We start from the raw sequence: 26,135 nt of genomic DNA, 5'->3' as shown, positions 1-26,135 counted from the left end.
GCTTTTTTATATTTCGAAAAGTAAAAATTTTGTAGGTCGAAATGTAAATATTCCTCTGATTTTTCGACAGAGTCTTTAATAGATTAAAATTACAATAGAATTGCATTAGAATTTAATGAGAATACGGAGGTGAATTAGCATACATAGGTTCCACCTAGTGCTTTAGTATTCAATTATTCTAAAACTATTATAGGGGCGGATGAAAAGAAATGAAGAGAAAGAAAACGGTTGCTAGTCTTTTAACAATAGGCTTATTTACAACAACGATCCCTTTTACTGCAAGTTTTGCCGAAGGACCGAAGTGGACGAATGTCAATGTTTATGAAGAACAAGATGGAAGCAAGTTTAATAGTGAAACCTATAAGTTTGTGAAGTTCTCTCAAATCGGCGCAAAACTAAAAGATATTGAGAAACAATCAAACCGTGTGAAAGTTGAGGTCCGAGGAACATCAGCTAAAGGGAATCCGCTTTATGTCGTAACGATCGCAGATCCGACAACACAAGGAAAATTCGGAAAAATTCAAGCGCTAAGAAAACAAATGTTTAAAAACCCGGGCAAGGCTCAAGATTGGATTGAAAGTAATCCTGATTTTAAAGTTCCTATCATGATAAATGGATCTATTCATGGTACAGAATTCGTGGGAAGTGATGCCATTCTTCAATTAATTGAACGCTTTGCCAAACAAAATGACCAGGAAACGAAAAACATTTTAGCGAATAATATCCTTATATTTAATGTAGTGCAAAATCCTGACGGGCGTGTCGATGCTACAGGTTTTAACGGTGAGGGAATTGACTTGAACCGTGACTTTATTACCCAGTCTCAGCCAGAGACAAGAGAAACCGTTGGACTAATTAAGGAATGGAACCCGATGGTCTTCCTTGATACCCATGGATATGTAAAAAATTACGCTCCAAACCGCCAGGGCTTAATTGAGCCATGTACACCACCACATAATCCAAACTATGAGTATGATCTCTATAATAAGTGGGCTTATAAGCAAGCTGAGGCAATGGAAGCGCAAATTATAAAAGAAAAAAATAAATTCTCAAGTAATAGCCTCTATCAAGATATGCAAGGTGTATATGTTCCGCAGCGTGATGATGCTGCAGGCTGGGACGATTATCCGCCAATTTTCACACCGATGTATGCAATGTATCATGGTGCTTACGGTCACACACTAGAAGCACCAACAAATGATTTGGACGGGGTACTTTGGCAATACAACGCCATAATGGGAGCACTCCAATTTGCAACAGAAAACAAACAGGCAATGATTACCGATCAAATTGAAATGTTTAAACGTGGTATAAATTTTGACCATCCTTTTCATCCGGATGGATTTTTCCCGAAAGCTTATATCCTCCCTGTTAATGAAAAGGACCCAACTGTAACTCAAAAAGCTGTGAATCACTTACTCAACAATGATATTGAAGTGGAACAAGCTGTTAAAGCATTTACAGTTGAAGGAGTGACATACCCTAAGGGGACGTATCTCGTAAAAATGGACCAAGCAAAAGCGGGATTGGCCAATACTATGCTTTGGGATGGAGAGGATATCACAGACGATACCCCAGCAATGTATGATATATCTGCCTGGAGCTTACCGGAGCTTTGGGGCTTTGAAGCAGTAGCAACACAAAATTCTATTAATGTAACTGCTACAAAAGTGAATCAGGTTACTGGCCAAGGAGCTGTAACAGGCAAGGGTCCATTCCTAATTCCTAATAGTTCTGTAAAAGCTGTTAATCTAGTAAATACATTACTTCAAGAAGGGGTACCTGTAAAAAGGGATGCTGAAGGTAATTTCTACGTTGAGGCAGCCGCAAATGCTATTTCTGCTGCTGTAAAAGAATCCGGCCTTCAGATAGAATCAGTTGCTACAGTTCCAGCAGAAGCATCAGCATTAACGAGCTTAAAGGTTGCAATCTTAAAGGATGGCGGTATGGGTAAACAACAATCCCACAGCGGAACAAAGCTAGCTCTTAAGAGACTTGGATTCCAGGTGACAGAGGTGACGCCTGTCGAGGTAGCTAAAAATAGTCTAAGTGGTTTCCATGTATTTGTATACAGTGGAACAGAAAGTCTTATTTCTACAAATTTATCTGCTGCTAACAAAGAATTTGGCTTCCAAAGTGAAGACCAACTAAATACCTTTAAAGATCATGTTTCAAACTTTGTTGATCAAGGAGGAAAGTATTTAGCTATTGGAGCAGGAGCATCAAGAGCAACAAAAACATTAGGTTTAACTGACGATTCAATCAATGTTGGCGGATCCAACTATAATGGAATCGTAAAAGTTGACTACGAAGGAACTGGTTTAACAGCTGGCTATAGCCAAGATGATTTAGGATTTGTTTACCGTCCAGCTTGGTATACAGGCACTGAAAATGATAAAGTAACTGCAACCCTAGCAAACTCTGATGATTTCTTCGTAGCAGGCCACTGGAAAAATAATATTGCGGCTAAGGGGAAAGCAGTGATTGTAAGAGAACAAGATAAAGACGTAACCCTAATTGGCCTAGAAGCAGGTTTCCGTGATCATACCGATTACCTGTTCCGTCTACTATCCAATGCTATCTTTGAAAAATAAGCTGCATACTTGCTAAATTTTAATAAAAATAAAAGCTCCGCTTTGTTATCACAGCAAAGCGGAGCTTTTATTCGTCTTTATGTTTTTCCGGAAACGACCGTAAAAAATCCTTATTGAAGCTTGTTTCAGTTCCAACTTTATGGTCGGGGTCAATCGGTCTTTGCGATGAGGCCGTTTCGACAATGTGCTTGCCGTATTTTTCTCGAAGGGTGGATATTGTATTAAGTAATGGCTCCTTTTTCGCATCCTTTTCATAGGAAAATAGGTCAAGCTGCTTATAGGCATCATCATGATCCAGTATATCAGATCCTGTAATCCCCAGTAATCTTACAGGGTTCCCATTCCAATGCTTAATAAATAACTGCTTCGCAGCAGATGAAATAGCATCCTTTTGATGAATAGGATTCGAAAGCTTTTTGCTTCTTGTAATCGTTTTGCGATCTTTGAAACGAATGGTAATACCCAACGTAGAGGCAAGAACATTTTTCCGCTTCAGTCTCACAGAAACCGTTTCGGCTAATGAATCTAAAACAGCAAAAAGCTCTTGCTGATTGCTTATATCCCTTGGGAGAGTCGTAGAATTGCCAATACTTTTAAACTCTGCGACTGATTCCGGATCAACGGGCCTTGAGTCAATTCCATTTGCACGATCTTTTATCCGAAGACCATTTATTCCTAACAGCGTTTTGAGCTGAAATTCATTTCCCTTTGCCAAATCACCAATCGTATGAATGCCAATTGTTGTTAGCTTTTCTGCTGTCTTTCTGCCAACCCCATGCATCTCATTTGTATTTAACGGCCAAAGAACTAAAGGAATATCCCTTTTACGAAGAATCGTAATCCCCATTGGCTTTTTCATATCAGAAGCCATTTTGGCTAAAAATTTATTAGGGGCAATTCCAATGCTGCAGGGTAAATCAAGCTGCTCAAGAATTCTTTTTTGAATACTTTCGGCTATTCCAATAGGACTGCCAATCTCATAGGATTCTGTAATATCCATATAGCCTTCATCAATCGAAACAGGTTCAACCAGCTCTGTGTATTGCCTTAGGATTTCAAACATCCCCATCGAAGCAGCCCGGTATCGGTCAAAATTAGGAGATTTTACAATTAGCTTCGGGCATAGCTTTTTCGCCTCCCAAAGCGGCATCGTCGTTTTCACTCCAAATTTTCTTGCCTCATAGCTGCAGGTGACAATAATCCCTCTTCGTTCTTCCACATTCCCGGCAATTGCGAGTGGTTTCCCCTTCAACTCCGGGTCATAGGCCATTTCCACAGAAGCGTAAAAGCTATTCATATCAACATGTAAAATGACCCTTCCGTTTTTCGGATACATTTCCTTCATGTCCCGCACTTCCTAACAACCTTTTATACCTAAAGTATAACAAAAAGGAGAGCTGCCCGCTCCCCTTCAAGCCATACTATTGATTTGTCACTTCATCAATGATGGCAAGTGTCATTTCCGCCAATTTGTATAATTCCTCAACCGGCATCCGTTCGTTTGTGGTATGAATTTCTTCATAACCAACAGCAAGATTGACTGTTGGAATGCCAAAGCCTGCAATCACATTGGCATCACTTCCGCCACCACTATGCTGTAATTCACAGCTGCGGCCAATTTTTCCTGCAGCTTTACAGGCAATCTCAACGACTTGATCTCCCTCACCAAATTTAAAACCTGGATACATAACTTCGACGTTAACTTCTGCTTTTCCGCCCATTTCTTTCGCTACGGTTTCAAAAGCATCTTTCATTTTTTGAACCTGTGCCTGCATTTTTTCAGGGATTAACGACCGGGCCTCTGCTAAAATATCCACTCGGTCACACACGATATTTGTCGCCTGCCCACCTTCAAACCGGCCAATATTTGCAGTCGTTTCTGAGTCGATTCTTCCTAAAGGCATTTTTGCAATGGATTTAGCCGCAATGGTGATGGCGGAAACCCCTTTTTCAGGTGCAACACCAGCATGAGCTGTTTTTCCATAGATCACCGCTTTCACTTTTGCCTGTGTAGGAGCAGCAACGACAACATTTCCAACTAAACCATCACTATCTAGGGCATAGCCAAATTTTGCCTTCATTAGGGAAGGATCTAATGCCTTTGCCCCAACAAGACCTGACTCTTCTCCAGCCGTAATGACAAATTGGATTAATCCATGGTCAATATTTTGTTCTTTTAAAACACGAATCATTTCAAACATGGCAGCTAAACCAGCTTTATCATCAGCACCAAGAATGGTCGTACCATCGGTTACCACATAGCCGTCCTTAATCGATGGCTTTACACCTTTTGCTGGAACTACTGTGTCCATGTGGGATGTGAAATAAATCGGGTCTACACCTTCTTTTGTGGCAGGAAGGGTACAAATTAAATTCCCTGCTCCATGACCAGTTTGTGCTGTCGTATCATCCTCGAAAACTTCAAGACCTAATTCTGAAAACTTCTGCTTTAAAACTTTCGCTATTTCCGTCTCATATTTCGTTTCTGAGTCGATTTGTACCAGTTCCAAAAATTCGTTCAAAAGACGCTCTTGATTAATCATCTAGCCGAACCTCCATTATATGTACTTCATTCACTATTTTAGTATACCTTTTCGTATAGATGTCATCAAATGAAAGAATTGCGAAAACACAAGATTAAAGCGGTATATTTCCATGTTTTTTATAAGGCCTTGACTCTTTCTTTGTCCGCAGCATTTCTAGTGATTGAATAATTTTTATTCTTGTTTCACGAGGATCGATGACATCATCCACCATTCCCCTGCTTGCTGCCACATATGGATTCGCAAATTTATCACGGTATTCCTCAATCTTTTGTTGTCTGAGCGCCTCAGGATTCTCGCTATTTTGAATTTCTTTGGCGAAAATAATATTTGCCGCCCCCTGGGGACCCATCACGGCAATCTCTGCATTTGGCCATGCAAAGACAAGGTCAGCACCAATTGACTTACTGTTAAGCGCAACATAGGCGCCGCCATATGCTTTTCGCAATATAATCGTAAGCTTAGGAACGGTAGCCTCAGAATACGCAAATAAGATTTTAGCTCCGTGGCGAATGATTCCTCCATGTTCCTGCTTAATACCTGGGAAGAAGCCGGTAACATCTTCAAATGTAATGATTGGAATATTAAACGAATCACATGTGCGAATAAACCGCGCTGCTTTATCAGAAGAATCAATATCTAATCCCCCGGCCATTACCTTTGGCTGGTTGCATACAAGACCCACGGTTTCCCCTTTAATTCTTGCAAACCCAATAACAATGTTTTTTGCAAAATCCTTTTGAATTTCCATAAAAGAATCTGAATCGGCAACCTGCTCAATCACTTTTCTCACATCATAAGGACGAACGGTATCAAATGGAATCACATCCGTTAAGTCCGGACGATAATCGTCTTCTTTCTCAACCTCAAGTATTGGCGCCTTTTCCTCATTATTTTGCGGCAAAAACAAAAGCAGCTTACGAACGTTTTGTAGAACCTCGGCTTCTGAATCGGATTGGAAGTGAGCATTACCGCTGATGGTATTATGGACATTCGCCCCCCCTAAATCCTCTGCAGAAATCTTCTCCCCTGTAACGGTTTCAATGACCTTTGGACCGGTAATAAACATCTGGCTCGTTTTTTCAACCATAAATACAAAATCTGTGATTGCCGGTGAATAAACGGCACCACCCGCACAGGGCCCCATAATCACAGAAATTTGCGGAATCACCCCTGAATATATAGCGTTACGGTAAAAAATATGACCGTATCCATCTAGTGAAACGACCCCCTCCTGAATGCGGGCACCACCGGAATCATTTAGACCCACAAACGGTGTACCGTTTTTAGCCGCTAAATCCATAACAGTGGCTATTTTTTTTGCGTGCATTTCTCCCAAGGCACCACCAAATACAGTGAAATCTTGGGAGAAAAGATAGATTGGACGACCGTTCACTTTCCCGTAACCTGTTACAACCCCATCACCGGGTCCCTTTTGTTCATCAAGTCCAAAATCATGCGTTCGGTGCTCGATAAAAGGATTTAATTCGACAAAAGTTCCCGGATCCACTAAAAGCTCGATTCTTTCTCTGGCCGTCAGTTTTCCTTTTTCATGCTGCTTCTCAATTCTTTCATCACCGCCGCCAAGTTCGACCTCTCTGCGCTTATCATATAATTCATTTATTTTTTCATAGATGTCACTCATGCTATCCCTACTTCCCCTTTTTTTCACAAAGTTCGTACAATACACCGAAGGTCGATTTTGGGTGCATAAAGGCTACATGCGCCCCTCCTGCCCCAATCTTAGGCTCATCCGATATCATGCGAATCCCATTTTCCTTCATTTCCCTGATGCGTTCCTCAATCGATTCAACCCCAAGTGCGACATGATGAATACCCTCACCGCGTTTTTCGATAAACTTAGCAACCGTACTCTCCGGTGATGCCGGCTCAAGCAACTCTATTTTTGTTTCACCAGCACTTAAAAAGGCTACTCTTAATTTCTCACTTGCCACTTCCTCAATAGCGATTAAAGGCAGTTTAAGTACCTCCGTATAGAAAGGAAGCGCTTTCTCAAGCGATTGAACTGCAATCCCAATATGGTCGACTTTTTTAATCATTCTTATCCCTCTGATCCACTATTAAATTAATTCGACAATTATCTTATTCGCTAAAAAGTTCATAAATCCTTCCTAAAATTGAGCAGTTGCTCAGTTGTCCAATTGGGCTTTTCCCTGTAAAATAAGAATATAGTAATCATAAGGGAGGAATTCTCATTGTCTAAAAAGAAGAATCAAAAAATAATTGTTTTTTTAATGCTTTTTGCCATGCTTGCCTCAACCCTCCTAATTGGAATTGGACAATTTATTCGTTAGACATATAAAAAGGGACTGTAAACAGTCCCTTTTCTTCACTTAATTGCTCCATTTTCTACCGCTAACTTTTCAAATGATTTTTTTGTAGATATCACTAAAATTTTTGTTCCAAGTGGAATGAGAGGAAATAGTGATGTAATAACCTCATTTTGCATACGAATACATCCCTGTGAAACATACTTCCCTATTGATGCTGGTTGATTGGTCCCGTGAATTCCATAGATTCGTCCATCGGTACCCTTCGCATCAAATCCAATCCATCTTGACCCTAGTGGATTTTTAGGACTTCCGCCGGGAATATCTTTTTTACGATAATAGGGATCTTTTGCTTTGACTGTTACTGTGAAAAGCCCCTCTGGTGTGAGTTCCTGTATTTTACCAGTTCCAACACTAACCACCGTTTGCACCTTATTATCATCAATAAAAGCCATTTCATTTTTGCTCTTATTTACAATAATAAAGGGATCTCCTGACAATGGGTTGGGACCTAATGGCCAGAGCGGCGAAATGAAAAAAGCAATCAGGATGGGTGAAAAGATTTTTATCATAAATATTCCACCTGCCTTTTTCTTCCTAGTTTGCATCTTTTTTCTGCCCTTCATGCACAAATAAAAAAAAGATGATCGAGTGATGACCATCTTTTTTTTACATATTAAACTTCTTCACAGTATTGATCGAATTCTTTTTGCAATTTGCCAACGACATTCATTGGATCAAAACCTTCGATTTGATGTCTTTCAATCATTGTGATAATTTTACCATCTTTTAATAAGGCAAAAGACGGAGAGGATGGTGGATAGCCGGTGAAATAGCTTCTTGCCTTTTCGGTAGCTTCCTTATCCTGACCGGCAAAAACGGTAACAAGCTGATCAGGACGCTTATCATAATGAAGGGCATGTGCTGCTGCAGGACGAGCCACACCACCTGCACAACCGCAAACAGAATTAATCATGACAAGAGTTGTCCCCTTTTGCTCAAGGGCCTTTTCCACTTCTTCAGGTGTTTTTAATTCTTGATAACCAGCTGACACGATTTCTTCGCGTGCTTGGCGGACAATATCATTCATAAAAAAATTAAAATCCATGCTCATTTTATCACTCCTAACTAAAATATACCTATATCTACATATTAACAGTAAAAATGTAGGGATATCAAATGATAAATTTCACTCAATATAAAGAAAAACAAGGAGCCTTCCTTTTGACTCCCTGTTTTTACTATTTTTACATTATTTTTTCTCCGCCTTGAAAGTGATTGACACTTTGCCGCTTTCTGCATGTTTAGAGCGGATGATACTTACATATACCTTACCTGATTTTTTTCCTAGTTGCTTTACAGTTAAAACAGCAGTTCTGCCTGTTGACTCTTTTGCAGCAATCAATGATCCTGTTTTGCTGTACACCTTAATTACTTCACCTTTTTTAAGGCTCTTGACTGTGATTTTATCCGCTTTTTTACCTTTATTATTGGTTACTTTGACCTGTGACTTTTTCAATGCTTTAGATGGTGAATACATTAACGATGTCATCGCAGAATAAAGAACACTTTTCTTTTTATCTAGAGTCGCTAAAAATTGTTCTGGAGTTGCATTTTCGTTAAGATACTTGGAATATTTTTTGATTTTTGAAGCTTTTACCTTTTTATTAATATTCCAGGTTTCATTTTTGATTTTTAGCGTAACACCAGTTAGACCTTCACCATCAGGAATACTGCCAATATTTAGGGTTGTATATGATTTTCTCTCATAATAATGTTTGTCTAAGAAAATATCTGTTTTTACATTATTTTTGCTTGTTAACAATGCTTTAAATTCTGGGTCAGTTTTAAGTTCCGGCAGCATTTGCTTAAACTCTTCAATCCCAGCTTTGAGATTCTCCACGGTCATTTTTGTGTCATCGCCGGCTACTTTATTAATTTCATTTAAAGCATTTACGATATCCGCGATTGCCTTTTCATCCTTTGATAAATTGTCAAGGAAAGACTCAAGTAGCTTTGGTACTTCATTTGCGTATACCTTTGCTTGAACACGATGACCTTTTACTTTAACTCCATGGACTTTATCCGTGGTATTTGCCGTTACCTTAAGATGGGCCGGGAAAGGATTTGGCAAATTCCTTACAACCGGAGCCATTAACTTTGTTTGCACATCTTTAATCAATTTTTGATCTGGTGAAGTTCCATTATCCATCGGAACACGAACTGGTTTCTTGGCATTATCAAGTTGAATCACCGTATATTTTTTGTCCATATATAATCGTAATGGAATTTTGCCTTTATTATGAAGAATGATGTTTCCGGTAATGGATACAGTGTTGGCATCTTGCATTTTTGTGTAAACTTCTAATTTTGCATTATCGAGAAGGGTAAGTACTTTTAGAAAATCCTTATCTTTTACTTTCGATTTTGCGTATTTTAAATCTAATGAAGCAGTTGTTTTGCTCTCAGCGGAATTAATTTTTGAACTGCTAAGAACCAACTTGTTCAAATCTACACCCTTAACCGCTTGGCACCCAGTAATAAATAATACGGAGGCCATGATCAATAATATAAGTTTTTTTAACATGTTTCACTCTCCAACTATCATTCTATTTTCTCTGTTTTAAATAAACAATTCTTTATGTATCCCCGCTATTTTCCCTATCAATCCACCATTCTATGTTTTGTTCTTGAAACTAGAATATTACCAAATTAATATTACCACTTTTTGTATGAAATGGGTGAATATTTCACTATTTTTTCAAAAAGTTCATAAGAAAAAAGACGGTAATCAGCCAATACCGTCAAATCGTTGAATCAAAGAATGTCCGAAAAAGACTTTCCACTGCCGAGGCTACTGTTTTTTCTCCGGCAATCACTTCATTTTCCAATTTTGGCAGTTGGTTCTTTACCCCTGGATGATGGTAAAAATGGTAATGAAGCTGATCACTAATTAATGCATAAAGCCATTCCCGTGATTGCGCCTTTCTGCGCTCGTTAAAAACTCCTGAGGATTTACCCTTCTGCTCGAAAGATTGAATCATTTCCCAAATTCGACTTATGCCCTCCAAGGTTAACGAGGAGCAGGTATATGCTTTGGTGGGCCATCCTTTTGTTGCAGGCTGAAGAAAATGAAGAATGCGGTTATAGTCATTTCGTGTTTTTTCCGCTATGGGCTTATTCTCACCATCTGCCTTATGAACAACAATGGCATCGGCCAGCTCCATAATCCCTTTTTTCATTCCCTGCAATTCATCACCGGCACCTGTTAATACTAGAAGCATGAAAAAATCGACCATATCCCTGATAATGACTTCACTTTGCCCAACGCCAACCGTTTCGATTAAAATCACATCAAAACCGGCTGCCTCGCAAAGCAGCATGGATTCCCTTGTTTTTCGGTGCACACCGCCAAGCTTTCCTGCAGATGGCGACGGCCGGATAAAGGCGCGAGGATTTCTTGATAATTGCTCCATCCGTGTTTTATCGCCTAAAATACTGCCGCCGCTAATGCTCGAGCTCGGATCAATCGCTAAAACCGCCACCTTTAAGCCTAAGCTGCAGAGATACTCTCCAAACGCTTCAATGAAAGTACTTTTCCCGGCACCGGGCACTCCGGTAATTCCAATCCGAATTGAGTTTCCAGAACAAGGTAACAGCTTCTGCAGCAGTTCCTGTGCTTTTTGAAAATGATGTTCGGCATTACTTTCCACAAGCGTGATGGCCCTAGCAAGAATGCTTCGATTTCCCTTCAATACTCCGTTATACAAATCATCTACGGAAACCTCTTGAGTATTGCGCTTTTTGAAACGAGAACTTTTTTGAAGGGATGTCGCTTGACCTTCAAGCTCTTGCCCCTTTCTTACTACACTTGAACATAAATCTGGATTTGATGGATCGCTCCATTCCGGTTTTTGATCAGCCGCCATTTATTCCGCCACTTCCTCATAGCCGAGCTGTTGATAGATTGCCTTAATAACCTTTTGTGCTGCTACCGGAATGACGGTTCCAGGTCCAAAAATTGCTGCAGCACCGTGATCATATAAGAATTGATAATCCTGGGCCGGGATGACTCCTCCTGCAACAACTAAAATATCCTCCCTGCCCAGCTTTTTCAATTCGGCAATGAGTTGTGGGAGTAATGTTTTATGTCCGGCAGCAAGTGAACTCATCCCAATAACGTGGACATCATTTTCTACTGCCTGCAAAGCGGTTTCTTCCGGTGTTTGAAACAATGGACCGATATCGACATCAAACCCAAGGTCTGCAAAGGCTGTTGCAATCACCTTTGCCCCCCGATCGTGGCCATCCTGACCCATTTTGGCAATCAAAATTCGTGGTCTTCTTCCTTCATTTTCAAGGAACTCGTCGGCCATATCCTTCACAACCGTGATTTCCTCTTCGTTGCTAAAGGCTGAGCTGTATACACCGCTAATGGAATAGATGATTGCTTTATGCCTATTGGCCACTTTTTCGATGGCATCAGAAATTTCTCCGAGCGTTGCTCTTGCACGTGCTGCCTTTACCGCGAGCTCTAATAGATTTCCTGCACCTGCTTCTGCTGCTTTCGTCAAGGCATTAAGTGATTCCTGTACCTTTTGATCATCCCTGCTTTGCTTTAACGTATTTAATTTTTCGATTTGCTTCAAGCGAACAGCCGTATTATCAATATCTAAAATATCAATTGGCTCTTCTTTCTCTAAACGATAACGGTTTACACCAATAATGGTTTCTTTACCGGAATCAATTTGCGCCTGTCTGCGTGCGGCTGCCTCTTCAATTCTCATTTTTGGAAGACCAGTTTCAATCGCTTTCGCCATTCCGCCAAGCCCTTCAATTTCTTCGATATGCATCCAAGCTCTCTGTACCAATTCATCAGTCAGCTTCTCAACATAATAGGATCCTGCCCAAGGGTCAATTACCTTCGTAATTCCTGATTCCTCCTGAAGAAATAGCTGTGTGTTCCGAGCAATTCGCGCGGAGAAATCAGTCGGCAAAGCAATCGCTTCATCTAGTGCATTGGTATGCAGGGATTGTGTATGCCCCATAGCTGCAGCATGCGCTTCAATCAATGTACGAGTCACATTATTAAATGGGTCTTGTTCTGTCAAACTCCAGCCGGAAGTTTGTGAATGGGTTCTTAAGGCTAATGACTTATCATTCTTAGGATTAAATGATTTCATCATTTTTGCCCAAATTAACCGTGCAGCGCGCATTTTTGCCACTTCCATGAAATAATTCATCCCAATTGCCCAGAAAAATGACAATCTTGGTGCGAATGAATCGATTTCAATCCCGGCTTTAAGTCCTGTCCGAACATATTCCAATCCGTCCGCTAGTGTGTAAGCAAGCTCCAGGTCAGCAGGAGCACCTGCTTCTTGCATGTGATAGCCGGAAATACTGATACTATTAAACTTTGGCATATATCTAGACGTATACTCAAAAATATCTGCGATTATTTTCATCGACATTTCAGGTGGATAAATGTAAGTGTTTCGCACCATATATTCTTTTAAAATATCATTTTGAATCGTTCCGGAAAGCTTTTCCTGACTTACTCCCTGTTCCTCGGCGGTAACAATGAAGAAAGCTAGAATTGGCAGGACCGCCCCATTCATCGTCATCGATACTGACATTTGATCAAGTGGAATTCCGTCGAAAAGTGTTTTCATATCAAGAATCGAATCAATTGCAACTCCGGCTTTTCCAACATCGCCGACAACCCGGGCATGGTCAGAATCATAGCCGCGATGGGTTGCCAAATCAAATGCAACCGACAAGCCCTTTTGTCCCATTGCCAAATTCCGACGATAAAACGCATTACTCTCCTCAGCAGTTGAGAATCCGGCATATTGCCTTACCGTCCATGGCCTGTTGACGTACATGGTTGGATACGGGCCACGTGTATACGGTGGAATCCCCGGCAGATCGTCTATATGCTCCAAGCCTTCCAAGTCCTCTTTTGTATAAAGAGCCTTCAACTTGATTTGTTCATTGGTTTCAAAAAGTAATTCTTCGATAGAAGAATCCAGCTCTTGTTTCACTTTTTCTTCCCATTGTTCTTTACTGTTGAGCGGTTGCTCAGTAAAAAGGCGCAGGTTTTGAAAATCAGGCTTTTGCATCGGCCTTCACCTCCATTTCGGTAAGTATATGAGAAAGTGTTTCATAGCAATTGCTTTTTACATGAACGAACTCTTCAATACCTTCATGCTTCCACTGCACTTGTTGATCCTTACCTGGTAATCCAGCTAAATAAAAGAGCTTATCCGGGAACTTAGCTTTTAGGAATTTTAAGATTTCATGACCAATTGTCTCATATTGTTCGTTACCGCCGCATAGACAAAAATGCTGCGTATCTTGACTTGCAACAAACTCTTCTGCTAATTCCCTTGAAAAAATTGGCTCACTTCCAACTGCTTTAATTCCTCCAGCAGATACGAATCCTCTCATAAAGTCAAATCTTGCTTTATATTGCTTTAATTCCCCAAGACAAATCATCGACATAATCGGTGCAGAACTCGACCTTTCCTCGATTTCCTTTGCCTTTTTCCTTAGTCCCTCATAAGGCTCTGCCAATCTTTGTTTCACTAAAGGATTCATTTCAATCGCAGACTCTATTTTATTTATCTGTAAAAATTGAGGCTCTGTCCCGTTTAATAAATCTTCGAATGATTGCGAAACTAGATATGCCGCTTCTTTTTCCTTTTTGAGAGCAGGAACGGTTTCATCCAGATTTGCATACACATTTGTACCTACAATACTCTGTTTTCTTGTAAAAGAATCTTGCATTCTTTTGTTTCTAACTGCTGCGATCTCATTTTGGAGCCAACCGGTTTGCAATACCTTCAGAATTCCGCCATTTATTTCAATCTGCTGAAAGAATTCCCATGCCTTTTCAGCCAATTTTGTTGTTAATTCTTCGACATACCAGGAGCCGCCCGCTGGATCAATAATATTTTTCAGATGGGCTTCATTTTTTAAAATTAGTTGTGTATTTCTTGCGATTCTTTCTGAAAAAGAATTGGAAGCTGTAATTTCATCAAAAGCACCAACATGCAAATACTGTATGCCCCCAATTACAGCTGCAAACGCTTCATTGCCGGCACGAAGAAGGTTAACATGTGGATCATAGATGGTTTTTGTGAATGTAGAGGTTTCTGCAGCAATTTCCATACCCCTGTTATTTTTATGTGTTCCATATGCTTCCGTTATTCTACTCCAGATCATTCGTGCTGCCCTGAGCTTAGCTATTTCCATAAAAAAATTGCTGCCAATGGAGAATTGAAAAATCATTTTTGAAAGAATTTTCTCAAGCTTCATACCACTCTCAATAAACTGTTGGAGATAGAATACCCCTGTGGCTGCAGCAATTCCCAGTTCTTGAACAGCATTTGCCCCGCTGTTCTGATAGATGGATGTGTTAATCAGGATCGTTCGTAAATTTGGAAAAACTTTTTCCGCTGTCTTGATATTTTCTACCCACGCAGGGAGCAATTCTTTTGAAAAAGTTCCTTCTTCGGCAAAAAGTGAAATGGGGTCAGAACCAATATATCCGGTAATTTTTTCGTTATTTCCTTTAGATAATTTTGCTAGTAAGGCTGCCTGCAAACCTTTTGAATCAATGGCAATTGGAAAGTTTTCGGCTAAATCCATGAACAAACTAGCTACATCAGCACCGGATTCAAATAAAGCTTTTGAAACTTCAAACGAAATGGCCGTTTGCCCTTTACTGACGACAGTTATGAGTTTTTCTCTTAGTTCATGAATAGTTGAATAAGAAATCCGCTGAGCCACCTTCCAATCATTCATTACATATCCAAGCGGGTATGTACCGCGTCTAAAATCCGATTCGCCCGGATACTCAGAGGGTGTTTTCTGATCTTCTTTAGAATAAAGCGGTTTCAAAATAATGTTTTCATATGTTGGGCTTTGCAAGGACTCAACTGTTTTTCCTTTCAAGGATTCTTCGGCTTTAGCTTTCCAATCAAGTTTTGTTTTTGAAGGAAAAGACTGATTGCACAAATTTTCCAAAATTCACAACCCCCCCATGTAAAATAATAAATATTCAATTAATTCTATTTTATGGTAACACGTTACAATCAATAAGAAAAGTACCGCCAGAAAACACTGGCGGCACATTTTAATATATGGATGTTGTAGATTGTGATATATTTTCAAGTATTTCTTTTACTCTCTGTAAGAATCTTCCGCAAACAAGTCCGTCTAAAACTCGGTGGTCTAGAGACATACATAAATTCACCATATCACGTACGGCAATCATTCCATTATTCATGACTACCGGACGTTTCACAATTGATTCAACCTGCAGTATAGCTGCCTGCGGGTAATTGATAATGCCCATGGATTGAACAGATCCGAATGAACCGGTATTGTTGACGGTAAATGTTCCACCTTGCATATCATCGGACTTTAGTTTTCCGTTCCTAACCTTAACAGCAAGCTCGGAAATTTCACGAGCAATTCCTTTAATAGTTTTTTCGTCTGCCTGCTTAATAACAGGAACGTATAACGCATCATCAGTTGCAACGGCAATCGAAATATTTATATCTTTCTTTTGAATAATTTTATCTCCTGCCCACATTGAGTTGATTTGCGGGAATTCCTTCAACGCCTGAGCAACTGCTTTTACAAAGAAAGCAAAGAAAGTTAAATTGAAGCCCTCTTTTTTCTTAAACTCATCTTTAATAGAATTGCGGAAGTCTACCAAATTTGTGGCATCGACCTCAATCATTGTCCAGGCATGCGGCACTTCGTGTTTACTGCGCAGCATGTTAGCCGCAATCGCTTTACGGACACCCGTAACAGGTATTTCAATGTCTCCTGTCTCAACCGGCACATTTACGGTAGGAGCAGCCTGTTTAGGCACAGGTTGAGCCGTTTCCGGCAAGGCAGAAGGCTGAATATCATACCCCTTGATTGATTCTGTCTTTGAAGATGCAGCAGGTATGTTCCCGGACTCAATCAATTTTTGCAAATCTTTTCTAGTAATTCTGCCCCCGGCACCTGTTCCTTGAACTTGAGCCAAGTCAATTCCATGCTCCTGAGAGAGCTTTAAGACCGCGGGTGAGTATCGGCCAACATTTCCTTTATCCGCTGCCGTATTGCCCGTATCGGCTGATTTTTCTTCTACAGGAGCTGCTTTTGCTTTTGCCTCACCATTCGTTTCGCTGCCCTCTATCTCAATCGTACAAATAATTTCACCAACAGACAATGTGTCGCCTTCTCCGGCAATTAGTTCTTTAATCATCCCTGTAAATGAAGATGGGACCTCTGCATTTACCTTATCTGTCATAACCTCTGCAAGTGGATCATATTTATTTACCTTATCCCCAACAGAAACAAGCCATTTACTAATGGTACCCTCTGTAACACTTTCACCTAGTTGAGGCATTTTTATTTGTTCAACTGCCAATGCATAAAACCTCCTTAGTGCATTTACTACTGTGGATTATTCTTCAGCCAAAAAATTGCACTTTAAAATTCTGCTAATTCTCTCATTGCTTTTTCAACTTTATCAGGATTTACCATAAAGTATTTTTCCATCGTCGGCGCATATGGCATGGCCGGTATTTCCGGTCCTGCCAAGCGTTTAATAGGAGCATCTAAATCGAATAAGCAATTCTCAGCAATAATGGCAGATACCTCCCCCAAAATACTGCCTTCTTTATTGTCCTCTGTAACGAGCAGAACCTTCCCAGTTTTGGAGGCAGCTTCAATAATCGCTTCTTTATCCAGTGGGTAAACAGTTCTTAAATCAAGAATATGGGTTGAAATTCCGTCCTTAGCCAGTTTTTCGGCAGCTTGGAGGGCAAAATGAACACACAGACCATAAGTAATGACCGTAATATCATCGCCTTCACGTTTCACATCAGCTTTCCCAATTGGAAGCGTATAATCATCAGTCGGAACTTCTCCTTTAATCAAACGGTAGGCCCGTTTATGTTCAAAGAAAAGAACAGGGTCATTATCACGAATAGCTGCCTTTAATAAACCTTTTACATCATAAGGAGTGGATGGCATAACAATTTTTAATCCAGGTTGATTCGCAAATACTGCTTCAACAGATTGAGAGTGATACAATGCACCGTGAACCCCTCCGCCGTATGGAGCACGAATAACAATCGGACAATTCCAGTCATTATTTGATCGATAGCGAATTTTCGCTGCCTCTGAAATAATTTGGTTTACAGCAGGCATGATAAAGTCAGCAAACTGCATTTCTGCAATCGGCCGCATACCATACATGGCTGCACCGATTCCTACTCCTGCAATGGCTGATTCAGCAAGTGGTGTATCAATTACCCGCTCTTCTCCAAATTGTTCATACAATCCTTGGGTAGCCTTAAATACGCCACCCTTTTTCCCAACATCTTCCCCAAGTACAAACACCTTTGGGTCTCTTTCCATTTCTTCACGAATGGCCATTGTTACCGCATCTATATAAGAAATTACCGCCATGTTACATCCCCCTTACATTTCCCCATAAACGTATTTCATTGCATCCTCAGGTGCAGCATATGGGGCATTTTCAGCATAGTCAGTTGCCTCATTCACCAGTTTCATTACACGGTCATTGATTTCTTTTTCCAAGTCATCATTCAAGACACCCGTTTCCTTTAAGTAAGCACCAAATGTAATAATCGGATCCTGGGTTTTGGCTTTTGCTACCTCATCAGGTGCCCGGTAAGAACGGTCATCATCATCAGAGGAATGTGGTGTCAAACGGTAGGAAACTGTTTCAATTAAGGTTGGTCCAGCACCGCTGCGGCCGCGGTCAGCAGCCTCTTTCACTACTTTATAAACTTCTAACGGGTCGTTCCCATCCACTGTGAACCCTGGCATTCCATAGCCAATTGCACGATCTGAAACTTTCTCGCATGCTAATTGTTTTTCAATTGGAACGGAAATAGCATACTTATTGTTTTCACACATAAAAATAACAGGAAGTTTGTGTACACCGGCAAAATTTGCACCTTCATGGAAATCCCCTTGGTTGGATGAACCTTCACCAAATGTTACAAACGTAACAAGGTCTTTTCTTTCCATTTTCCCAGCCAAAGCAACCCCAACAGCATGAGGTACTTGTGTTGTAACAGGCGAGGAACCTGTAACAATACGATTTTTCTTTTGTCCAAAGTGTCCAGGCATTTGCCTTCCTCCTGAATTAGGGTCTTCTGCTTTCGCAAATCCGGAAAGCATAAGCTCCTTCGTCGTCATACCAAATGTTAAGACTACTCCCATATCCCGGTAATAGGGAAGCACATAATCTTTATCCTTATCAAGTGCAAAAGCTGCCCCGACTTGGGCCGCTTCCTGGCCTTGACAGGAAATAACAAATGGGATTTTCCCAGCTCGGTTTAATAACCACATCCGCTCATCAATCCGGCGGGCTAAAACCATTGTTTCATACATTTCTAAAACTTTTTCATCACTTAAACCTAATGCCTCATGTCGTTTTTCAGCCATTAATTTGTTACCTCCCTATTGTTCGCATTGATACCAAAATGGCGTAAGTTTAACCGTGTAGTGCTCTGCCATCAACTGCAAGTGCAGCTTCCCCAATTGCTTCTGACAAGGTAGGGTGAGGATGGATGGTGTGAGCCACTTCCCATGGGGTTGCATTTAATACCATTGCAAGCCCAGCTTCTGAAATCATATCGGTAACATGAGGACCAATCATGTGTACCCCTAAAATGTCATTGGTCTCTTCATCGGCCACAATTTTCACAAATCCATCCGATTCACCGAAAACCAGCGCTTTACCAATGGCACGGAATGAAAATTTGCCCACTTTTACTTTATGCCCTCTACTTTCCGCTTGCTCCTCGGTAATACCAACACTAGAAACCTCAGGATTACTATAAATACATTTTGATATTAAGTTATAATCGATGGGTGAAGGATCCTTTCCTGCTATATGCTCAACAGCAACAATTCCTTCATGGGATGCAACATGGGCGAGCTGAAGGCCGCCAACAACATCTCCAATTGCGTAAATATGGGATTCCTTTGTTTGGTAAAATTCATTTGTGACAATATTTCCTTTTTCAAGCTGAATCTCCGTATTTTCAAGCCCGATTCCTTCAGTATTCGCTTGACGTCCAACGGAAACAAGCAGTTTTTCAGCCTTAAATTCTTTTAAACTGCCTTTTACTTCAGCAGAGATTGCTACACCTTCACCTTTCACTATTGTTTCAGGAAGGACCTTTGCGCTCGTTACAATTTTAATTCCTTTTTTCTTCAATAACCGTTGCATTTCTTTTGAAATATCTTTATCTTCTGTAGGGATAATTCGTTCTGCGTATTCGATCACCGTAACGTCTACCCCAAAATCGGATAACATTGAGGCCCATTCAATCCCAATTACTCCGCCGCCAACAATGATAATAGAAGATGGTAAGTTTTCCAGTTCTAATGCTTCATCAGATGAAATGACCTGGTCGCGGTCAATCTCAAGCCCTTGAAGGGTTCTTGGCCTTGAACCTGTCGCAACAATTACATTTTTAGGGATAAGCATTTCATTTTCTTCACCGTTATTCATTTCAACAGATATGGTTCCTGGCATTGGTGAAAAGATGGAAGGACCTAAAATCCGTCCTAATCCTTCATAAACATCGATTTTCCCTTGTTTCATTAAGTGCTGTACTCCTTTATGAAGGGTATCGATGATTTTCGTTTTTCTTTCTTGAACTTTAGTAAAATTAAAAGTTACTTCGCCAGTTATCACGCCAAAGTCTTCACTATGTTTTGAAGTAGCATACACTTCTGCACTTCTTAGCAGGGCTTTACTTGGTATACAACCTTTATGTAAGCATGTTCCACCGAGTTTTCCTTTTTCAACAATTGCTGTTTTTAAACCTAGCTGTGAGGCACGGATTGCAGCAACATATCCACCAGTGCCACCCCCGAGAATAACCAAATCATACTCTTGTGCCATTTTATTTCCTCCCCAACTACTTAAATTTTTGCTGTTTTAAATGAACTAGGATATATTTTAACTTCCTCTTCGCCACGCAAGACGCGAAGGGCTCCTTCTGCTAAAGCTTGAAGTTCATTTTCCCCAGGATGAATGATACAATCAGCAATCCAGTTCACTCTATTGGTGATCGATTGTACAAAATCTTTTCCATAAGCGAGTCCGCCAGTTAAAACAATTGCATCTACCTTACCTGAAAGTACTGCACTAGCTGAACCAATTTCTTTTGCAACCTGATAGGCCATGGCATCATAAACAAGCTTGGCTTCTTTATTTCCGGCTTCAATCATCTCTTCTACCTTCACAGCGTTATTTGTGCCAAGGTAACCGACTAGACCGCCCTGCCCTACTAGCATTTTCATGATTTCTTCCCGGTAGTATTCACCAGAAAACGAAAGGGAAATTAAATCTCCGGCTGGAACAGTTCCAGCACGTTCCGGACTAAAAGGCCCATCACCGTGAAGACCATTATTAACATCAATAACCTTACCCATTTTATGGACACCGACAGTTATTCCGCCCCCCATATGGGTAACAATTAAATTTAATTCTGAGTATTTTTTACCTAATTCCTTTGCTACTCTTCTTGCAACAGCTTTTTGATTCAACGCATGAAAAATACTTTTTCGTTCAATTAATGGGAAACCGGATATCCTTGCAATCGGGTCAAGTTCATCGACAACTACTGGGTCCACAATATAGGACGGGATATTAAGACCAGATGCTATTTCATATGCTATTATACCACCTAAATTGGATGCGTGTTGTCCAGAATACCCATTTCTTAAATCCGTCAACATTTTGTCATTAACTGTATAGGTTCCGCCTTCGATCGGACGAAGCAATCCTCCCCGCCCACAAACCGCAGACAATTTTGAAATATTAATACCTTCTTGGTCCAATGTTTCTAAGATGGTGTTTTTCCTGAATTCATATTGATCTATGATATTTGGGTAAGAATTTATTTTTTCAGCTTCGTGGCGAATCGTTTTTTCCAAGATGGAAATTTCATTATCGAAAACCCCTATCTTAGTAGAAGTAGAGCCAGGGTTGATGATAAGTATTCGATATTCTCTTTCTTGCACGTTTTGACCCCCAATTTGGTTTATCGAAAGATTAAGACGGTAACTTTCATAAAATTTTTCCGTCGATTTACCCCACTTATTCAACTAAGTAATGTTCAATAATTGAGTGGTCACTATACTTAAAGTAATTTCTAAAATGATCAAATTTTAAACAATATGAGGTAAATCACTACCTAGGAAAGCGCTGAATTTTCATTCAGCGCTCTAATTTTATTGCAATTTTTTATTTTCTACGGCTTAAAATATGATGTCCATTTTGAAGGAATTGACTGCGGGAATTGCGCATTCTTTCAATCCGTTCCTCTACCATGCGATCTGCTGCAAGATAGGTTGGGATTCCATCACGCTTTGAAATTTCAATGATTCTTTCAATACTTGTGTAAAGCTGTTCAACCTTTTTCAGGGCACGTTCATGATTATATCCATAAAGCTCATCGGCTACGTTGATTACACCACCAGCATTTATTACATAATCCGGAGCGTATACAATACCCATTTCATGAATGATGTCTCCATGACGTGTATCTTTTAATTGATTGTTCGCAGAACCAGCGATTACTTTTGCCTTCAACTGCGGAATTGTGTCATCATTGATTGTTGCTCCAAGAGCGCATGGCGCATAAATATCGCATTCCACACCGTAAATTTCATTTGGGTCGACAGCACGCGCACCAAAGTCTTCCACTGCACGCCCGACCGCTTCCTTATTAATATCTGTCACAATCAGTTGCGCGCCTTCTTCATGCAAATGTTTACAAAGCGTATAAGCTACATTTCCAACGCCTTGGACAGCTACTACTTTTCCTTCTAGTGAGTCTGTGCCAAATGCCTCTTTGGCTGCCGCTTTCATTCCTAAATAAACACCATACGCGGTTACAGGGGATGGATTTCCAGATGATCCAAATGCCGGGGAAATCCCTGTAACATAATCCGTTTCTTCATGGATTAAATCCATATCCGCCACAGTGGTACCTACATCTTCAGCTGTTATATATCTTCCATTTAGCCCTTGAATATAACGTCCAAAAGCGCGGAACATTTCTTCATTTTTATCCTTACGAGGGTCGCCTATGATTACCGTTTTGCCACCACCAAGATTTAAACCTGCCGCAGCATTTTTATAGGTCATTCCTTTCGCCAATCTTAATGCGTCTTCAATCGCGGCCTCTTCAGATTCATATGTCCACATACGCGTTCCGCCTAATGCCGGTCCTAAGGTTGTATCATGAATTGCAATAATTGCTTTTAATCCCGAAGATTTATCCTGACAAAAAACCAATTGCTCGTAATCATATTTTTCTAAATACTTGAAAATTTCCATTTTAATATTCCTCCTAATAATGAAAAAACTAGTTTGCCACAGAACATATTGCTAATGCAAGAGAATACAACTTGCTCTCTGCGGAGTCGGCTCTAGAAGTTAACACAATCGGCGCTTTAGCACCGGCAATTACAGCACCAACCTTTGCATTGGCGAAATAAACTAACGATTTATACAATACGTTTCCAACCTCAATGGCAGGAACGACTAATATATCGGCTTTGCCCGCTACTTCACTTTGAATACCCTTATGTTCGGCAGCTAAGATCGAAACAGCATTATCCAATGCAAGCGGACCGTCAACGATGCAGCCATCGATTTGCCCGCGCTTGTTCATCACCGTTAATGCCGCTGCATCCACAGTCGCCTGCATAGCGGGATTAACCACTTCAACGGCAGCAATTGGTGCTACCTTTGGCGTTTCAATTCCAATTCCTTTAGCAACCGCAACAGCATTTCTAATGATTTGTGCCTTTTGCTCCAAATCCGGGTTAATGTTCATGCCCGAATCTGTTACGATTGTAAAACGGTCCCGATTAGGGATTTCAAATACAGCAACATGCGAAAGAATATTTCCTGTTCTTAGACCATATTCTTTATTCAATACAGCCTTTAGAAGAACATTCGTCGGGATATTCCCTTTCATTAGTACATCCGCTTCTTTATTTGAAACCGCCTTAACGGCTAATTGGGCAGCTAATTCATTTGTGTCCGCATGAACGATTCTGAGGCTTTTCACCGGATTTACTTTGTTTTGTTCAACCTCAATCATTCGATTAATGATTCCCTGATTTCCAAATAAAATAAAATGAGCAAGATTTCGTTCAATTGCATCCAGAACTGCTTTTATAACAACGATATCTTCCGCTACTGCGACAGCAACAGTATTCTTTTTAAGTTGGGTTGCTCTGTCAATTAGTGAATCCAGCAACAAGTTGTCATCAACCCTTCCACAGCAAAATCAAATTCCAATAAATTAACTAGCAAGATTCATGCCAACAAAAGTCCTTGTAAGCGCTTTATTTTACTGGTTTTGCGCCTGCAGCTTTTTTCATACTATGAAATTTACTGCATGCCGTTATTTTCAAGTTTATACTTTTCAAGTTTGTAATATAAATTTCGAACAGATAAACCAAGTGTTTTAGCTGTTAACGTTTTGTTTCCGTTTAAACGATTAAGTGTATCGCGGATGATCTTTGCTTCATATTCTTCGACCATTGCTGATAACGGCCGTTCTCGAAAATCAAAATTCTTTAATGTCCCTAATTCCCTGCTAATCGATTTATTATCGTTAAGTTCCGGCAGGTGTTTTACATCGATATAGAATTCGTTAAATTTCATAAAAATAATGGCCCGCCCTAGGATATTTTCTAGTTCTCTTACATTTCCCGGCCAATCATACTCCACTAGCCCTGCCATCGCAGCCTCTGTTACTCCTTCAACATTCCGTCCATAATCACGATTAATTTTTTGAATAAGCCGATGGCATAATAAAGGGATTTCCTCTTTTCTTCTTTTAAGCGGGGGAATATGTATCGGCATTCGATTTAAACGATAGTATAAGTCTTCCCTAAAAGTACCCTTAGCAATCCCTTTTTCAAGGTTCACATTGGTTGCAGCAATGACCCGGACATTAATCGCAACAGGCTTCGTTCCGCCAACGCGGATGATTTCATTTTCCTGTAAAACCCGGAGCAGCTTTGCCTGAGTATTTGCCGGAAGTTCACCAATTTCATCAAGAAAAATACTTCCGTTGTTTGCCTCTTCGAAAAACCCTGTTTTCCCGCCTCTCTTCGCCCCGGAAAATGCTCCTTCTTCATAACCGAACAATTCACTTTCTAACAAAGATTCCGATATAGCTGCACAATTAACACGAATAAATTTGTTGTATTTTCTGTCGCTTGCATTGTGAATTGCGTGGGCAAATAATTCTTTCCCCGTTCCGGATTCGCCGCGAAGAAGGACAGTAGCAGGAGTTTTTGCCCCGAGCTTCGCCTGCTCAATTGCCAGCAGCATTTCCTCAGACTTTCCGATAATATCCTCGAAGGTATATTTTGCTTCAAGTGTTCGGATGATTTGCCGTGCACGATGCAACTCCCTGCTCAGAGATTTAATTTCAGACATATCATGAATAACACCCACACTGCCCTTAAGTTTTCCCTTTACAATTACCGGTGCGACATTAACGATTACTTCCTTCTTGCTTGGCCCAACCCTCATAGCGACGCCGCGGACAGCTCTTCTCGTCTGTAAAACCTTCATATGCATGCTTTCACCTTCTGAGATATCGGTCGTCGCAGGCTGTCCAATTACCTGTTCTTCTGTCAGTCCGGTTAAACGGGTATAGGCCCGATTAATAAGGATCCCCCGGCCCTCTTCATCGACAACGGATATCGCTTCATCACTGGATTGGATAATCGCTTGCAGCATCGTTTGAATTTCTTTTAAATTCGTAATTTCTTCCGCTAAGTTAACAACTTCCGTGGTATCTTTAAACACGGCAAAAGCACCCATGAGTGTGCCATTTTCTTCAATGATCGGAATCCTTGTTGTAATAATTTTTCGTCCATTACCTAAAACCATCTCTTGGTTTGCTTCAATTCTTCTCGTCTCTAATATATGAGGGAGCCTGCTTTCCGGTATCACTTCACAGACATATTTTCCTACCGCATTCTCTTTTTTTACTCCCATCATTTCTTCCGCTCGACGATTAAAGAGAATGACCATACCGTTTTTATCAATTACCGCCATCCCATCATTTGTGGAGTTAAAAATCAACTCTTGTTGATAGGAATCATTTTGATGCCTTTTTACCAGATCTTCCTTTTCTTCCATTAGTTTTGAAACGAGGAAAGCAACACTTCCGGGAATTAAAATCGTACTACTTGGTTTTGTCCGCCTTATTTCGTGAAATGTAGTCTCATCACCTGTAACCTCAATAATTATATCGATGTTTTTAGATAAAAAGGGATGCCAGTCCGTTCCCGTTTTAATTCCTTCTTTTTGTGCCAATTGGATACCAGGTGCATCTGTATTTCGGTCAACAACTGCCTTTACATTTAAAACCTCTGTTTCTTTTAAAATTTTTAAAATCGCCGTTCCACCTTTTCCGGCTCCGACAATCATTACATTTTGCATTTTCTAGCCTCCATTCTTTAAATCAGGAAACTTTTTTCATATGCTCATAGTGAGTCATGCAATTTTTTTCATATTTATTGTATAGTGAATGGTTCAGCTTGACAAATATATTCATTGTACTATTATTTTCGTGAGAAGCTTTTTCTTTTCAATTGGCTCTGTTAAA

The 26,135-nt window shown here is 40.3% G+C and carries 20 protein-coding genes; 2 read left to right on the top strand and 18 right to left on the bottom strand.

What is annotated here, in order from left to right:
• Nucleotides 1-209: 209 nt before the first annotated feature.
• Nucleotides 210-2,594, top strand: coding sequence for a M14 family zinc carboxypeptidase (locus ACFQZ9_RS18815; RefSeq protein ID WP_498944903.1), 2,385 nt, complete (start codon nucleotides 210-212; stop codon nucleotides 2,592-2,594).
• A gap of 67 nt (nucleotides 2,595-2,661) precedes the next feature.
• Here the strand turns inward: ACFQZ9_RS18815 and ACFQZ9_RS18810 are convergent, their stop codons facing one another.
• The 4 genes from ACFQZ9_RS18810 to mce all read right to left on the bottom strand — a co-directional run bounded on the left by ACFQZ9_RS18810 (nucleotide 2,662) and on the right by mce (nucleotide 7,197).
• Nucleotides 2,662-3,939 carry a DNA polymerase IV gene (locus tag ACFQZ9_RS18810; RefSeq protein ID WP_498944902.1) on the bottom strand — a complete coding sequence of 426 codons (1,278 nt, stop codon included), beginning with the start codon at nucleotides 3,937-3,939 and terminating at the stop codon, nucleotides 2,662-2,664.
• A 76-nt stretch (nucleotides 3,940-4,015) separates the two neighbouring features.
• Nucleotides 4,016-5,137, bottom strand: a complete 1,122-nt coding sequence (locus ACFQZ9_RS18805; RefSeq protein WP_498944901.1) for a tripeptidase T — start codon at nucleotides 5,135-5,137, stop codon at nucleotides 4,016-4,018.
• A gap of 94 nt (nucleotides 5,138-5,231) precedes the next feature.
• Nucleotides 5,232-6,782, bottom strand: coding sequence for an acyl-CoA carboxylase subunit beta (locus tag ACFQZ9_RS18800; protein WP_198309115.1), 1,551 nt, complete (start codon nucleotides 6,780-6,782; stop codon nucleotides 5,232-5,234).
• A gap of 7 nt (nucleotides 6,783-6,789) precedes the next feature.
• Complete coding sequence (gene mce / locus ACFQZ9_RS18795) at nucleotides 6,790-7,197, bottom strand: methylmalonyl-CoA epimerase (protein ID WP_198309116.1); 408 nt, start codon at nucleotides 7,195-7,197, stop codon at nucleotides 6,790-6,792.
• A 156-nt stretch (nucleotides 7,198-7,353) separates the two neighbouring features.
• On the opposite strand from mce, the gene prli42 reads away from it, so the two are divergent.
• Nucleotides 7,354-7,452 (top strand): stressosome-associated protein Prli42, encoded by a 99-nt coding sequence (gene prli42, locus ACFQZ9_RS18790; RefSeq protein ID WP_198309117.1) that lies wholly within the window; start codon nucleotides 7,354-7,356, stop codon nucleotides 7,450-7,452.
• Between the two features lie 35 nt (nucleotides 7,453-7,487).
• Here the strand turns inward: prli42 and ACFQZ9_RS18785 are convergent, their stop codons facing one another.
• The 14 genes from ACFQZ9_RS18785 to ACFQZ9_RS18720 form a co-directional block, all read right to left on the bottom strand.
• Nucleotides 7,488-8,000: a L,D-transpeptidase gene (locus ACFQZ9_RS18785; protein ID WP_498944900.1), complete on the bottom strand. Its 513-nt coding sequence runs from the start codon at nucleotides 7,998-8,000 to the stop codon at nucleotides 7,488-7,490.
• A 104-nt stretch (nucleotides 8,001-8,104) separates the two neighbouring features.
• Nucleotides 8,105-8,542: a BrxA/BrxB family bacilliredoxin gene (locus ACFQZ9_RS18780; RefSeq protein WP_198309119.1), complete on the bottom strand. Its 438-nt coding sequence runs from the start codon at nucleotides 8,540-8,542 to the stop codon at nucleotides 8,105-8,107.
• Nucleotides 8,543-8,680: 138 nt separating this feature from the next.
• Nucleotides 8,681-10,015, bottom strand: coding sequence for a hypothetical protein (locus ACFQZ9_RS18775; protein ID WP_498944899.1), 1,335 nt, complete (start codon nucleotides 10,013-10,015; stop codon nucleotides 8,681-8,683).
• Between the two features lie 217 nt (nucleotides 10,016-10,232).
• Nucleotides 10,233-11,357, bottom strand: coding sequence for a methylmalonyl Co-A mutase-associated GTPase MeaB (gene meaB / locus ACFQZ9_RS18770; protein ID WP_498944898.1), 1,125 nt, complete (start codon nucleotides 11,355-11,357; stop codon nucleotides 10,233-10,235).
• Nucleotides 11,358-13,550 carry a methylmalonyl-CoA mutase gene (scpA, locus tag ACFQZ9_RS18765; RefSeq protein WP_198309122.1) on the bottom strand — a complete coding sequence of 731 codons (2,193 nt, stop codon included), beginning with the start codon at nucleotides 13,548-13,550 and terminating at the stop codon, nucleotides 11,358-11,360.
• Nucleotides 13,537-15,459, bottom strand: coding sequence for a methylmalonyl-CoA mutase subunit beta (locus ACFQZ9_RS18760; protein ID WP_498944897.1), 1,923 nt, complete (start codon nucleotides 15,457-15,459; stop codon nucleotides 13,537-13,539). Before ACFQZ9_RS18760 ends, scpA begins: the two co-directional genes overlap by 14 nt.
• 109 nt (nucleotides 15,460-15,568) lie before the next feature.
• Nucleotides 15,569-16,861 (bottom strand): dihydrolipoamide acetyltransferase family protein, encoded by a 1,293-nt coding sequence (locus ACFQZ9_RS18755; protein ID WP_498944896.1) that lies wholly within the window; start codon nucleotides 16,859-16,861, stop codon nucleotides 15,569-15,571.
• Nucleotides 16,862-16,923: 62 nt separating this feature from the next.
• The gene (locus ACFQZ9_RS18750; RefSeq protein WP_498944895.1) at nucleotides 16,924-17,907 is read right to left on the bottom strand and encodes an alpha-ketoacid dehydrogenase subunit beta; all 984 of its coding nucleotides are present in this window, start codon (nucleotides 17,905-17,907) and stop codon (nucleotides 16,924-16,926) included.
• A gap of 12 nt (nucleotides 17,908-17,919) precedes the next feature.
• The gene (locus ACFQZ9_RS18745) at nucleotides 17,920-18,915 is read right to left on the bottom strand and encodes a thiamine pyrophosphate-dependent dehydrogenase E1 component subunit alpha (protein WP_498944894.1); all 996 of its coding nucleotides are present in this window, start codon (nucleotides 18,913-18,915) and stop codon (nucleotides 17,920-17,922) included.
• Between the two features lie 49 nt (nucleotides 18,916-18,964).
• Nucleotides 18,965-20,386 (bottom strand): dihydrolipoyl dehydrogenase, encoded by a 1,422-nt coding sequence (gene lpdA, locus ACFQZ9_RS18740; RefSeq protein ID WP_498944893.1) that lies wholly within the window; start codon nucleotides 20,384-20,386, stop codon nucleotides 18,965-18,967.
• A 20-nt stretch (nucleotides 20,387-20,406) separates the two neighbouring features.
• Complete coding sequence (buk, locus tag ACFQZ9_RS18735) at nucleotides 20,407-21,510, bottom strand: butyrate kinase (protein ID WP_498944892.1); 1,104 nt, start codon at nucleotides 21,508-21,510, stop codon at nucleotides 20,407-20,409.
• Nucleotides 21,511-21,733: 223 nt separating this feature from the next.
• Entirely contained in the window at nucleotides 21,734-22,831 is a 1,098-nt protein-coding gene (gene bcd / locus ACFQZ9_RS18730) for a branched-chain amino acid dehydrogenase (RefSeq protein ID WP_133335721.1), read from the bottom strand.
• A 28-nt stretch (nucleotides 22,832-22,859) separates the two neighbouring features.
• Entirely contained in the window at nucleotides 22,860-23,765 is a 906-nt protein-coding gene (gene yqiS / locus ACFQZ9_RS18725) for a phosphate butyryltransferase (protein WP_198309128.1), read from the bottom strand.
• A 131-nt stretch (nucleotides 23,766-23,896) separates the two neighbouring features.
• Complete coding sequence (locus ACFQZ9_RS18720) at nucleotides 23,897-25,969, bottom strand: sigma-54 interaction domain-containing protein (RefSeq protein WP_498944891.1); 2,073 nt, start codon at nucleotides 25,967-25,969, stop codon at nucleotides 23,897-23,899.
• Between the last annotated feature and the right edge of the window lie 166 nt (nucleotides 25,970-26,135).

Source organism: Neobacillus sp. GCM10027624, assembly GCF_042675345.1.
In the GTDB taxonomy this organism is placed as follows: domain Bacteria; phylum Bacillota; class Bacilli; order Bacillales; family Cytobacillaceae; genus Neobacillus; species Neobacillus cucumis_D.
This window is presented reverse-complemented; position numbering and strand designations above follow the sequence as displayed.

What these genes read in the sequence shown, in the direction of transcription:
- lpdA (WP_498944893.1), bottom strand. Translation starts at nt 20,386, where the DNA reads ATGGCACAAGAGTATGATTTGGTTATTCTCGGGGGTGGCACTGGTGGA.
- bcd (WP_133335721.1), bottom strand. Translation starts at nt 22,831, where the DNA reads ATGGAAATTTTCAAGTATTTAGAAAAATATGATTACGAGCAATTGGTT.
- mce (WP_198309116.1), bottom strand. Translation starts at nt 7,197, where the DNA reads ATGATTAAAAAAGTCGACCATATTGGGATTGCAGTTCAATCGCTTGAG.
- ACFQZ9_RS18720 (WP_498944891.1), bottom strand. Translation starts at nt 25,969, where the DNA reads ATGCAAAATGTAATGATTGTCGGAGCCGGAAAAGGTGGAACGGCGATT.
- meaB (WP_498944898.1), bottom strand. Translation starts at nt 11,357, where the DNA reads ATGGCGGCTGATCAAAAACCGGAATGGAGCGATCCATCAAATCCAGAT.
- ACFQZ9_RS18745 (WP_498944894.1), bottom strand. Translation starts at nt 18,915, where the DNA reads ATGGCTGAAAAACGACATGAGGCATTAGGTTTAAGTGATGAAAAAGTT.
- ACFQZ9_RS18750 (WP_498944895.1), bottom strand. Translation starts at nt 17,907, where the DNA reads ATGGCGGTAATTTCTTATATAGATGCGGTAACAATGGCCATTCGTGAA.
- ACFQZ9_RS18785 (WP_498944900.1), bottom strand. Translation starts at nt 8,000, where the DNA reads ATGATAAAAATCTTTTCACCCATCCTGATTGCTTTTTTCATTTCGCCG.
- ACFQZ9_RS18810 (WP_498944902.1), bottom strand. Translation starts at nt 3,939, where the DNA reads ATGAAGGAAATGTATCCGAAAAACGGAAGGGTCATTTTACATGTTGAT.
- ACFQZ9_RS18800 (WP_198309115.1), bottom strand. Translation starts at nt 6,782, where the DNA reads ATGAGTGACATCTATGAAAAAATAAATGAATTATATGATAAGCGCAGA.
- scpA (WP_198309122.1), bottom strand. Translation starts at nt 13,550, where the DNA reads ATGCAAAAGCCTGATTTTCAAAACCTGCGCCTTTTTACTGAGCAACCG.
- ACFQZ9_RS18780 (WP_198309119.1), bottom strand. Translation starts at nt 8,542, where the DNA reads ATGAGCATGGATTTTAATTTTTTTATGAATGATATTGTCCGCCAAGCA.
- ACFQZ9_RS18775 (WP_498944899.1), bottom strand. Translation starts at nt 10,015, where the DNA reads ATGTTAAAAAAACTTATATTATTGATCATGGCCTCCGTATTATTTATT.
- ACFQZ9_RS18805 (WP_498944901.1), bottom strand. Translation starts at nt 5,137, where the DNA reads ATGATTAATCAAGAGCGTCTTTTGAACGAATTTTTGGAACTGGTACAA.
- ACFQZ9_RS18815 (WP_498944903.1), top strand. Translation starts at nt 210, where the DNA reads ATGAAGAGAAAGAAAACGGTTGCTAGTCTTTTAACAATAGGCTTATTT.